Origin of the sequence: Rubritalea sp. (assembly GCF_051252225.1) — a bacterium.
Classification (GTDB): domain Bacteria; phylum Verrucomicrobiota; class Verrucomicrobiia; order Verrucomicrobiales; family Akkermansiaceae; genus Rubritalea.
Window position 1 is genome coordinate 97563 of sequence record NZ_JBPOGE010000009.1, and the last position, 9997, is coordinate 107559.

Sequence of the window (9997 nt, forward strand, 5' to 3'; positions counted from 1 at the left end):
AGAAAAAGCGTGTTCTATTTTCCTAACAGAAAATTAGATTCTATTTACTCAAAAAAATAAACTTGAATAGACTTATATTAATCGAGTTACGGGCAATAAGCACACGTATAATGGACGATGTTTTATATGTGTTTGATGAAAGCTAACGCGTCATCAAGATGACACAACGCGTTGACTATTAAACCCTATGCCATCAATGCCGAACTCAACACTATCTCCCGCTTGTAAATACCTAGGGGGATCGTACCCCATTCCTACTCCAGCAGGTGTTCCAGTGGCTATCACATCCCCTGGTAGCAAGGTCATGAATTGAGAAATATAACTCACCAAGTAATCCACCCCGAACCGCATATCACCGGTCCAACCATTCTGTCTGAGCTCACCATTCACCTTACACCATAACCTCAAGGCGTTAGGATTTGTGACCTCATCCTTTGTCACCATACATGGCCCCATTGGCGCGAAGGTGTCTGCACTTTTCCCCTTCACCCATTGTCCACTAAGCTCCTCTTCGAAAGCGCGTTCACTATAATCGCAAATAGCAGAGTACCCTGCAATATACTCACGAGCATCCTCCCTTTCAATGTAACTACCTGTGCGACCGATCACGATGGCAAGCTCGACTTCATAATCTAACTTCAAGCTCCCCTTGGGCATACGCACATCTTCACTGGCGCTGCAATATGCGCTCGTTGCCTTCATAAATAAAATGGGTTCTTCAGGCATCAAGTGATCAAACTCCATCGCATGCTGTTTGTAGTTCATTCCTACACAGATGATTTTTGATGGTCGTTTCACTGGCGCACCTCTCCTCACATTATCACCTACCTCAATCCCCTCAGGGCAACCATCCTTCACCCATTGCTCGAGCGATGCGAGTCCGCCGCATGCAAAAAAACCTTCGTCAAAATCTCTAAAAACCGAGCTAGCATCCATCAAGCGTCCATCGTCTAGCTCCACACCAGGCTCCTCATAACCAGCCTCACCAAACCTTACCAAACGCATTTAAGCATCGTATCACACACTCTGAGACTCAACAATGGATAAAAAAGCATTAATCGCCCCTCATTTTCGTGCAACGCTTTGCCCAATTTATACAAAAATGATATGAGTCATTGAATCTCTCATGCACATCATTAATCATAGTAATATGCAATCTGAAGACGCACCCTTAACAAGGAAAGACCCTAAGACTTGGGCAGCTGGCTCCCCAGCCGTGATCTCATCTCTTAAACAAGTCATGTCCACCGCCGGGCCTGTACGCGGTACTAAGGCTTTGCTCGATCTCAATCAAATGGGTGGCTTCGATTGCCCTTCTTGCGCGTGGCCAGATCCTGACGATCATAGAGCTATGACTGAGTTCTGTGAGAACGGTGCGAAGGCTATCGCATCAGAAGCAACATCAAAAATCATCGATGAACGCTTTTTCGCTAAATATTCAATTGATGAATTAATGCAAAAAAGTGACTACTGGCACGACCAACAAGGACGCCTAACAAGTCCCATGGTTTTGCGTGAAGGAGCCACACATTACCAAGCTATTTCGTGGGATGACGCCTTTACACTGATGGCGGATGAGCTCAAATCGCTCGACCACCCAGACGAAGCAGTATTCTACACCTCAGGACGTACATCCAACGAAGCCGCCTTCCTTTATCAGCTTTTCACACGGAACTACGGAACTAACAATCTTCCAGATTGCTCAAACATGTGCCACGAATCCAGTGGATCAGCACTTGGACCATCCGTAGGTATTGGAAAAGGCACAGTCACTCTGGATGACCTTCACACCGCAGATGTTATTATCTGTGTCGGACAGAACCCTGGGACAAACCATCCACGTATGCTAGCCTCATTGGAGCATTGTGTGAAAAATGGCGGTGAAATAGTTGCTATTAACCCATTACGCGAAGCGGGGCTTCTAGGCTTCGCTCATCCGCAAAATCTTAAAGGTGCCTTAAATATTGCCACCCCACTTGCGGACCAATACCTACAAGTCAAAGTCAATGGAGACATGGCTATATTCCGAGGTATCGCTAAAACCATTTTTGCTCGTGATGAAGCATCCGCGGTGTCCGTGATTGACCGCGAGTTCATAGCTGAGCACTCAGCTGGTTTTGAAGAGTATGCTCAAGCATGCGCGAATACTACTTGGGAACGCATTATAGAAGACTCTGGCATTAGTCGTGAAGAAATTGAAAAGCTTGCCGACAAGATTATCGCGAAAGACAAAAAGCTCATCACCTGCTGGGCTATGGGTCTTACGCAGCACAAAAACTCCGTAGATACTATCCGTGAGGTCGTCAATGTACACCTCATGATCGGCGCTCTCGGGCGTGAAAGTGCAGGCCTCTGTCCTGTCCGTGGACACTCCAATGTACAAGGCGATCGCACCATGGGGATTTATGAAAAACTCCCGGAATCGTTCCACCTTTCGCTAGAAAAAGTCTTTAAATTCGAGTCCCCGCGCAAGCACGGCTACGATGTAGTAGAAGCCATCCACGCCATGCACAAAGGCGAAGCCAAATTCTTCCTAGCTATGGGTGGAAACTTCCTCCAGGCCGCACCCGACACAGACTTCACCGCTGAAGCACTTCAGAAGTGTAATATAACTGCCCACGTCGTAACTAAGCTCAATCGCTCGCTACTTGTCACCGGCAAGACTGGACTCATCCTGCCTTGTCTCGGAAGAACCGAGTCAGATATCCAAAAGGAAGGCCCTCAGTTCATCACCTGTGAAAACTCCATGGGCATCGTCCACTCCTCTACCGGTCGCCTAAAACCTATCTCTAAACGTCTCATGTCCGAGTCGGCAATCGTTGCGAATCTCGCACACAAAGTCGTTGGTAATACAGAAACTATTGATTGGCTCGCATTCGCTGACAACTACGACCTCATTCGTGACGCTATCGAAGCTACAATACCTGGATTTGAGAACTTCAATATTCGTGTTCGTAAGCCAGCTGGCTTCTACCTTCCTAACAATGTTAAACAACGCATTTGGGACACACCTAACGGTAAAGCTAATTTCAGCGCTCCAGAATTGAGTATTTTCAAGAAAAAGGATCACAGTCGCCTCATCCTTCAAACTCTCCGTTCTCACGATCAGTACAACACTACCATCTACGGTCTAGACGATCGATACCGGGGTATTGGAAATGCGCGCATGATCATCTTCCTTAATCCGGATGATATGAAAGAGCGCGGCATCAAACCTGTGCAAAAACTAAAAATCACGAGCCACTGGGATGATGGCGAACGACATGCAGAAGGTTTCCTCGCGATACCATACGAGATGCCTCGAGGATCCGCAGCTGCTTACTTCCCTGAAGCCAACGTACTTGTGCCTATTGATAGTACCGCAGACATTTCTAACACCCCTACTTCCAAGGCAATCGAAATCAGCCTAGAAGTGATGTAAGTGATAAACTAACTCACATTAATGCCCGAGCTGACTCGTTCAGTCTCGGGCATTTGTTTTTAATAATAGTAAAACTTACTTAGTTATACCACTCTGCGATTCAAAAGAGACTAATGTTGGAGTGATTTCCTGGTCAATCAAGGCGTGACGAAGGAGCGGTGCGAGCACCGTGACTGAGGAATAACGCAGATTCAACAGGATAGCGCCCAGCCTTCACTTCGTCCGCAACGCGCTATTCCCCAAGCTTCAGTAAAATCACATTTGTCTCTTTTGGAACTCAGTTTGGTATTACTAGCAGTTCTTTTATCTCCTTCGGGATCGCAGCCCCTTCACCCTTATTATTCATGTAAGCTGTTACTAGAGAACCTTCAGCCACAGTCTTTCCCGCCACAGTGACAGAGAACTCCCAACTGAGAGATTTCCCTCCCACTTTAACAATTTCGACTCTCACCTCGGCTACATCCCCAAAACGCAGTGGTGATCTATAATCGCAATCGATGTGAACTTTAGGAAAACCACCTTTTTTACTTATTGGAGCAACACCAACAGAAAACATGGCAGCATGTTCAGCCTCTTCCACATAACGCAGAATGTTAGTAAAATGTACGATGCCGGCTAGATCGGTATCACCAAAGTTCACTCGGCGCTCAAACACTTCAAAGCTTTTCATGACCGATACTCTACACGACTAAGATTACACGAGAATACCAAAATTATTTTCACAACACACGAGCCACGCAGGCTGAGCACCAAACTTAGCACACGGATGTAAATAATCTCCCCACAGTGAGCTCAATTACCTTTATAAAACTGTGTCGATATCTACTCCGATTCCGGATTTTTTTTAACCTTCAGTAAAGGTATAGGTGCACCTTTTAGCTCCTGAGTGTCGGCTTGCTGCTTCAATGGCTGACTACTCGAGGGGCCGTAATTTAGCTTTATTGTAGGAGGCGCCTGTTGAGGAGCCTTCGGCACCTGAAGTTGAACTGTAGGCGCAGGAGCCTGAGCTTCCTGCTCAGTAGGAGTCGCAGGAGGCTCTGCATGAGCAGTTCTTGTCGGAGGTAAAGCTTGTGACAATAATTTCGCCTCAGCTACGCGCTGAGGTGAAACACCCACTCTATCTGCATAGAGTGCGGCATGATCACCACCGGATGGTGTCTTGGCCTCAGGTGCAATGGGAACTGCTTCCCTTTTATCGGCCTTTCGAGCAGTAGGCTGCATCACAACCTGTAATTTTTCGAACGCTGGGACTAACCCTGTCACATCGCCTAACGCAGCAGCTTCTGACGCAGCTTTAAATGAATCCTTATCTAACTCTCCATTTAGATCACCAAAACGAATTGGCTCACCTTGAAGCTCTCGCCCTTGAAGTGCGAAATGTGCATGCCTATCAAACTCTGATTCAATAAGCTTCTTTTCTAATGTGCGCTCGTCATCACTCCAGAAAGCATCGCGCTCAAAACCTATATCAAAAAAGTCAGCATTGATACTAACCGCTGCTCCGTAGCAGCGTGACGCCAACATAGGATAGCCAATTAAATTGAACACGTTTGCCATAGCAATCGCTTGCTCAGCTTTACCTGAATTCTGGCGCAGTAATTCATAAACCAAGCGGATACTCCTATTAGGCTTGGCTCGAGAGAGCATTTTCACTGCAAATGCTATATCCATATCGGTAGATGGAATTTCAGTTGCATTCCACACCATGTCAGCAGCCATCTCATAAAAACCATCGTCATATAGCCTCAGAGCAGCTTCCTTCCGCAACACCCAATTATGGGGATCTCCATCAACTAAGTTTAAATAAATTTTTGTCTCGGGTGACATATTATCTGATAAGGTCTCACTCATTTTTTATACCTTCTAACTTTAGTTGTTTGGTTGCGGGAAATTTAATTTAGGTCGCGGCGCGTCACTAGCGCTTTGATCTACGGATATATCGGCACTGCTAGCTTTAGTCACAGGAGCTACCTGTGTAATACGCTGAGTGTACTCCATAAAGGTCTTAGCTTTACCCAAGAAGCTGCTCATAGCAGTCTCAGGGCTAGGCATAGGTCGTTGGTCAGATTCCTGCCAAGTCTCTAGAAGAACCTTATAGTCATCATACCAGAGTGATTCCTTCTCAAAATGATTTTCAAAATACATATTACTCACACTTAGAGCCGCACCATAAAACCGTGCAGCTAACAGCGGCATACCTTCTTGGTAGAAAGCACTCGCAAGCGCCAAATTCTCCTCGGCCATTCCGACGTTACGCCTCATCGTTTCCTGTAAAACACGCATGGCATCCTCTTGGCGTGTTCTCGAAAGTAATTTCACGCAAAGCGCAACATCTGCACTGCGGTAGGGTAACTCTCCGCCTTCCCATAGAAGGTCAGCTGCAGCTTTATACTCTTTATTTGCATACAGCTTTTCAGCAGTAGCACGGCGTTGCTCCCAAGATTGAGGGGTTTCTTTAGACATATATGTGTGTGGGGTCTCCATAAATAGAATCATTCTACCCTAGAGGATGAATCTGTTTCAGGTAAAGACATATTCAATATGAAGACCTCTATTGTTAGACTTATAAATCACACAAACTACTCATCACCAGTAAGCTAAATAGATACAAAAAGCCCGCTAAACATTCTGTCTAGCGGGCTAAAAAAATTAGAGCTGGTCTATATTAGGAGAATTTCTTCACCAAAATCGTAGCATTGTGACCACCAAAGCCGAAAGAGTTCGAGAGAGCTACATTGATCTCCATCTCACGTGCCTCATTGGCGCAATAATCTAGGTCACACAGTGGGTCTTGGTCATGAAGGTTGATCGTGGGGGCTACGATTCCATCTCTCATTCCCATCAAACACGCTGTGAGTTCAACTCCACCTGCTGCACCTAGAAGGTGTCCAGTCATTGACTTAGTAGAGCTTACGACAAGCTTATCTTTAGCATGATCACCGAAAGCCAGCTTGATAGCAGTAGTCTCAGAAATGTCACCGAGCGGAGTCGATGTGCCGTGAGCGTTCACGTAATCAACATCCTCAGGATTCATCTTCGCATGTTTCAGCGCCATATGAATAGCTCGGCATGGGCCCGAACCATCAGGAGATGGAGCTGACAGATGATACGCATCTGCAGACACACCATAGCCAGCGAGCTCGCCGTAAATCTTAGCGCCACGAGCCTTAGCGTGCTCGAGCTCCTCAAGAATCACAACACCTGCACCTTCACCCATCACGAAGCCGTCACGACCTATATCAAATGGGCGGGACGCGCCTTGTGGATCATCATTTCTAGTAGAAAGCGCCTTCATGTTGGCAAAGCCAGAAAGCCCCATTGGTAACATTGTAGCCTCTGCTCCACCGGCAATAAATGCATCAGCATCGCCAAACTTAATCATCCGCCACGCTTCACCAATATTATGGTTAGAAGTTGCACACGCAGTCACGATAACCATGTTTGGACCACCGAATCCATACTCCATTGAAATCATCCCAGAAGCGATATTAGAAATCATCATCGGAATAACAAATGGAGACACGCGTCCAGGACCGCGAGCGATAAGCTTCTCATGCTCTCGCTCAAGTGTACCAAGACCACCAATACCTGAGCCGACCATTACGCCTACGCGTGTCTTATCTACGGCTTCAGGATCCATACCAGAGTCCTCCATCGCCATCTTAGAAGCTGCCATAGCTAGCTGAGTATAGCGGTCAGCTCGGCGTGCATCCTTAGCGTCTGAAAAAAATGGCTTAGGATCAAAATCCTTCACCTCACCCCCGATTTTAACTGGGTAGTCTGTTGTATCCAGCTGGGTGATATAATCGATACCACTCTTACCAGCCTTGAGGCCTTCCCATGTGGAGTTGAGATCGTTACCCAAGGGGCTAACGGTTCCGATACCAGTAATAACTACTCTGCGTTCGTTCATAAAAATTTGATTTCAAGGATTATTCACCCCATTGCCATATGTGCAAGTCTCATCATTAGATTCACTCCACACTCAGCCTAGAGACTTATCTCTACCTCTCTGGTTAGCACGTCCACACTGGGGGCAAGGAATGATGCGCTCTGGTCCGACATCCTTATAGAGAAAACCGCACACATCACAGCGTAAGATCTCTCGCTGAGCTCTCCGCCCACGTTGTCGCATAGTAGACCTTCGACCTAATAACAAAAAACCCACCATCAGCATCGCCAGCGCAAGAACTGATATCGCCATATCCTGGAAACTAATTTCCAACATGCGCCATCACCTCCACCGTCACATTTACTTCACCTAACTCGATACCCGGCTTGTCAGCGGAACTATAACTCTGCAGGCGCACCCAATTCTCCAGCTCTCGATCAAACTCACTATCCTCCCAATCCACAGGTGTGCAATTTAACACACTCCCGTCAGCACGTAGACTCAGTGTAAACCTCCGAGTCATCCCGTATGCTTGTCTTGGAATCATCATGTCAAACCCCTTTAACTCCTCTGGAACACGCTTAGCCATCGCACCATAACCCTTCAATTTTACATCAAGCGCCAAAACCATTGGCTCCACAACTTGATCTTTCACCATTGGTAAATCACCCAGGTCTACCTCACCATCAATGATTAATCGTGGGCTCGCCACCACTGAATGCGCCATCTCAGGCATCTCGCGCCATGGACTCGGTGGCACAGTCACCTCTTTATACATTAGTTCTAACGCAACATCCACACGACCCTGATGCTCTACATCGTATTGCGGATCCCACCTACTAGGAAATGGCGTATGCTGATCGATCCATAGTGCCATCTCCGGCGAAATATTATCCAACAGCAAAATTTTAGCCGCCTGTCGCGACTCGGGCTTTGTCGATGTCAAATCCAAGCTTACTCCCCAAAAAGCAAATGCGAATAAGCCTGAAGTCATCAAAAACGCCAATAATAAACCGCCCCTATTTCCACCAAAGCTACCACGCCAAGTAAACACCAAACCAGCATCCCTATCACGCTGTAACCGCTTCTTGTGAGAAAAAATCATTCCTATTGAGCTAGTTTAGCACCCCACAGCGTTCGGTATCCCTCACGCAGGAGCTCATAACATACATCCATGCCATAACTCTGAGCCGTCTTATCCACCTTCAAAAGCACCGCGGCAGAACCACCTTCCTGCCACTGCTCAGCACGTAAGCGCACAGCATCCAGCAGCGCACCACGCTCCACCCTGTCCTTACCTACCCAATACTGTGGATCAGCACCGCCAGTGATACTCACTACAATAGGATTTGAAACCCGTTGTAGACGAAAATTAGTCTCCGGCAGCTCCACCTCAGCACCAGCCTGCGGAGCCAATGAAGTCGTCAGTAGAGGAAAAAGCATCACCAGTGCTAAAAGATCAATCAATGGTAACCCATGTAAAAAACCAGGTTTCTCCGGCAATGTCAGTTCTAGATTCATTGATGCTTAATTATTAGCACTCTCAGGGTCAGCCCTATATTCCCGAGCCTCCTTCGCCCGATCACCGAAAGAAACAATGTCACTCGTTGCCTCGCGAGAATCACAAATCACATTCACCATCTCTATTCCGGCCCGCTCGATACTGTGAACCATCCGCTTCACCCTCCCTATAAAATACATGTAAAATAAATAACACGGCACCGCCACCATCAAGCCTAGTGCAGTAGTAATCAAACACTCATGCACACCGTCATTAATCATTTTAGCTGATGAAAAACCAGAGCGTTCCTGCATCCCACCAAACGTCTCGATCAAACCCAAAACAGTCCCCAACATCCCCACTAACGGAGCAATCAAAGCCACGGCATACAACGCACGCAAATTCTTCTCGATCCTCGGAACCTCCAACTGGCCAGCCTCACGCGCAATATCGCGCAAATCCGTGCGAGGTAAATGATGCCTCATCAGCGTAGCATGCGCCACCCTAGCCACAGGGCCTGGAGCCCTTGCCGCCTCATGCATAGCCTCACCATATGCCTTCTTCCGAACATGATTCGCAAGCCCTAAAATAAGATTACCCACATGAATCCGGTTCCTCTGAAAAAATAAAATGCGCTCCAGCACTACCACTGTCGCCACAAACGTTAGCGCCAGCAGTACCCAGACCAGAGATCCCCCTTGGTTAATCAATTCCCACATCGTCTAAACACAATACCCAAAGCCAAACCAACTGCAAATCCAGAATACATCCAAATTAAAAATCCTACCTTTATAATAGAGGGATCTTAGAACATTTCGTATCACCCATGCGACCATTCCAAATATTCTAACAATTTATATTGGCAATACACACTTCATCCATCTTTAATAAACACATTGTGTTAGCTCTCTACCGAGCTGTCGTATTGCTCAAAGGTTTCTGCATTCTCCAGAATGACCAAGGGCGGCAGCGTCTCAGCGCCGATCTGTCTCAACCAGTTCGGATGGGGCGACCCGTCAAAGCCCAGTGCGTAGCGCTGGGTTAATAGGCAATTAAAACAATTAGCCCTGGAAGGGCGATCTAACATATGACGCCTAATTCCTCACTCCTCACTCCTCACTCCTCACTCCTCACTCCTCACTCCTCACTCCTCACTCCTCACTCCTCACTCCTCACTCCTCAC

Annotated in this window: 10 protein-coding genes; 2 read left to right on the forward strand and 8 right to left on the reverse strand. The window is 47.0% G+C overall.

The window, feature by feature from the left end:
• Positions 1–153 precede the first annotated feature (153 nt).
• On the reverse strand, positions 154–1005 hold the full coding sequence (locus tag ACSHX2_RS10435; protein WP_435692885.1) for a fumarylacetoacetate hydrolase family protein: 852 nt from the start codon (positions 1003–1005) through the stop codon (positions 154–156).
• Between the two features lie 121 nt (positions 1006–1126).
• Between ACSHX2_RS10435 and ACSHX2_RS10440 the strand changes: the two genes are divergently transcribed.
• Positions 1127–3421, forward strand: coding sequence for an FdhF/YdeP family oxidoreductase (locus ACSHX2_RS10440; protein WP_435692886.1), 2295 nt, complete (start codon positions 1127–1129; stop codon positions 3419–3421).
• A 277-nt stretch (positions 3422–3698) separates the two neighbouring features.
• Here the strand turns inward: ACSHX2_RS10440 and ACSHX2_RS10445 are convergent, their stop codons facing one another.
• From ACSHX2_RS10445 to ACSHX2_RS10475, 7 genes are all read right to left on the reverse strand, one after another.
• Positions 3699–4091, reverse strand: coding sequence for an acyl-CoA thioesterase (locus ACSHX2_RS10445; protein ID WP_435692887.1), 393 nt, complete (start codon positions 4089–4091; stop codon positions 3699–3701).
• Positions 4092–4243: 152 nt separating this feature from the next.
• Positions 4244–5272, reverse strand: a complete 1029-nt coding sequence (locus ACSHX2_RS10450; protein ID WP_435692888.1) for a hypothetical protein — start codon at positions 5270–5272, stop codon at positions 4244–4246.
• Between the two features lie 18 nt (positions 5273–5290).
• Positions 5291–5884 (reverse strand): hypothetical protein, encoded by a 594-nt coding sequence (locus tag ACSHX2_RS10455; protein WP_435692889.1) that lies wholly within the window; start codon positions 5882–5884, stop codon positions 5291–5293.
• 202 nt (positions 5885–6086) lie between these two features.
• On the reverse strand, positions 6087–7334 hold the full coding sequence (gene fabF, locus ACSHX2_RS10460) for a beta-ketoacyl-ACP synthase II (RefSeq protein ID WP_435692890.1): 1248 nt from the start codon (positions 7332–7334) through the stop codon (positions 6087–6089).
• A 301-nt stretch (positions 7335–7635) separates the two neighbouring features.
• Positions 7636–8418 (reverse strand): hypothetical protein, encoded by a 783-nt coding sequence (locus ACSHX2_RS10465; RefSeq protein ID WP_435692891.1) that lies wholly within the window; start codon positions 8416–8418, stop codon positions 7636–7638.
• A gap of 2 nt (positions 8419–8420) precedes the next feature.
• A complete protein-coding gene (locus ACSHX2_RS10470; protein WP_435692892.1) occupies positions 8421–8834 on the reverse strand; it encodes an ExbD/TolR family protein in 414 nt (137 codons plus the stop codon).
• Positions 8835–8840: 6 nt separating this feature from the next.
• On the reverse strand, positions 8841–9533 hold the full coding sequence (locus tag ACSHX2_RS10475; RefSeq protein ID WP_435692893.1) for a MotA/TolQ/ExbB proton channel family protein: 693 nt from the start codon (positions 9531–9533) through the stop codon (positions 8841–8843).
• Between the two features lie 179 nt (positions 9534–9712).
• On the opposite strand from ACSHX2_RS10475, the gene ACSHX2_RS10480 reads away from it, so the two are divergent.
• Complete coding sequence (locus ACSHX2_RS10480) at positions 9713–9859, forward strand: hypothetical protein (protein ID WP_435692894.1); 147 nt, start codon at positions 9713–9715, stop codon at positions 9857–9859.
• Positions 9860–9997 lie beyond the last annotated feature (138 nt).

What these genes read in the sequence shown, in the direction of transcription:
- ACSHX2_RS10470 (WP_435692892.1), bottom strand. Translation starts at nt 8,834, where the DNA reads ATGAATCTAGAACTGACATTGCCGGAGAAACCTGGTTTTTTACATGGG.
- fabF (WP_435692890.1), bottom strand. Translation starts at nt 7,334, where the DNA reads ATGAACGAACGCAGAGTAGTTATTACTGGTATCGGAACCGTTAGCCCC.
- ACSHX2_RS10445 (WP_435692887.1), bottom strand. Translation starts at nt 4,091, where the DNA reads ATGAAAAGCTTTGAAGTGTTTGAGCGCCGAGTGAACTTTGGTGATACC.
- ACSHX2_RS10440 (WP_435692886.1), top strand. Translation starts at nt 1,127, where the DNA reads ATGCACATCATTAATCATAGTAATATGCAATCTGAAGACGCACCCTTA.
- ACSHX2_RS10475 (WP_435692893.1), bottom strand. Translation starts at nt 9,533, where the DNA reads ATGTGGGAATTGATTAACCAAGGGGGATCTCTGGTCTGGGTACTGCTG.
- ACSHX2_RS10455 (WP_435692889.1), bottom strand. Translation starts at nt 5,884, where the DNA reads ATGTCTAAAGAAACCCCTCAATCTTGGGAGCAACGCCGTGCTACTGCT.
- ACSHX2_RS10450 (WP_435692888.1), bottom strand. Translation starts at nt 5,272, where the DNA reads ATGAGTGAGACCTTATCAGATAATATGTCACCCGAGACAAAAATTTAT.
- ACSHX2_RS10435 (WP_435692885.1), bottom strand. Translation starts at nt 1,005, where the DNA reads ATGCGTTTGGTAAGGTTTGGTGAGGCTGGTTATGAGGAGCCTGGTGTG.
- ACSHX2_RS10465 (WP_435692891.1), bottom strand. Translation starts at nt 8,418, where the DNA reads ATGATTTTTTCTCACAAGAAGCGGTTACAGCGTGATAGGGATGCTGGT.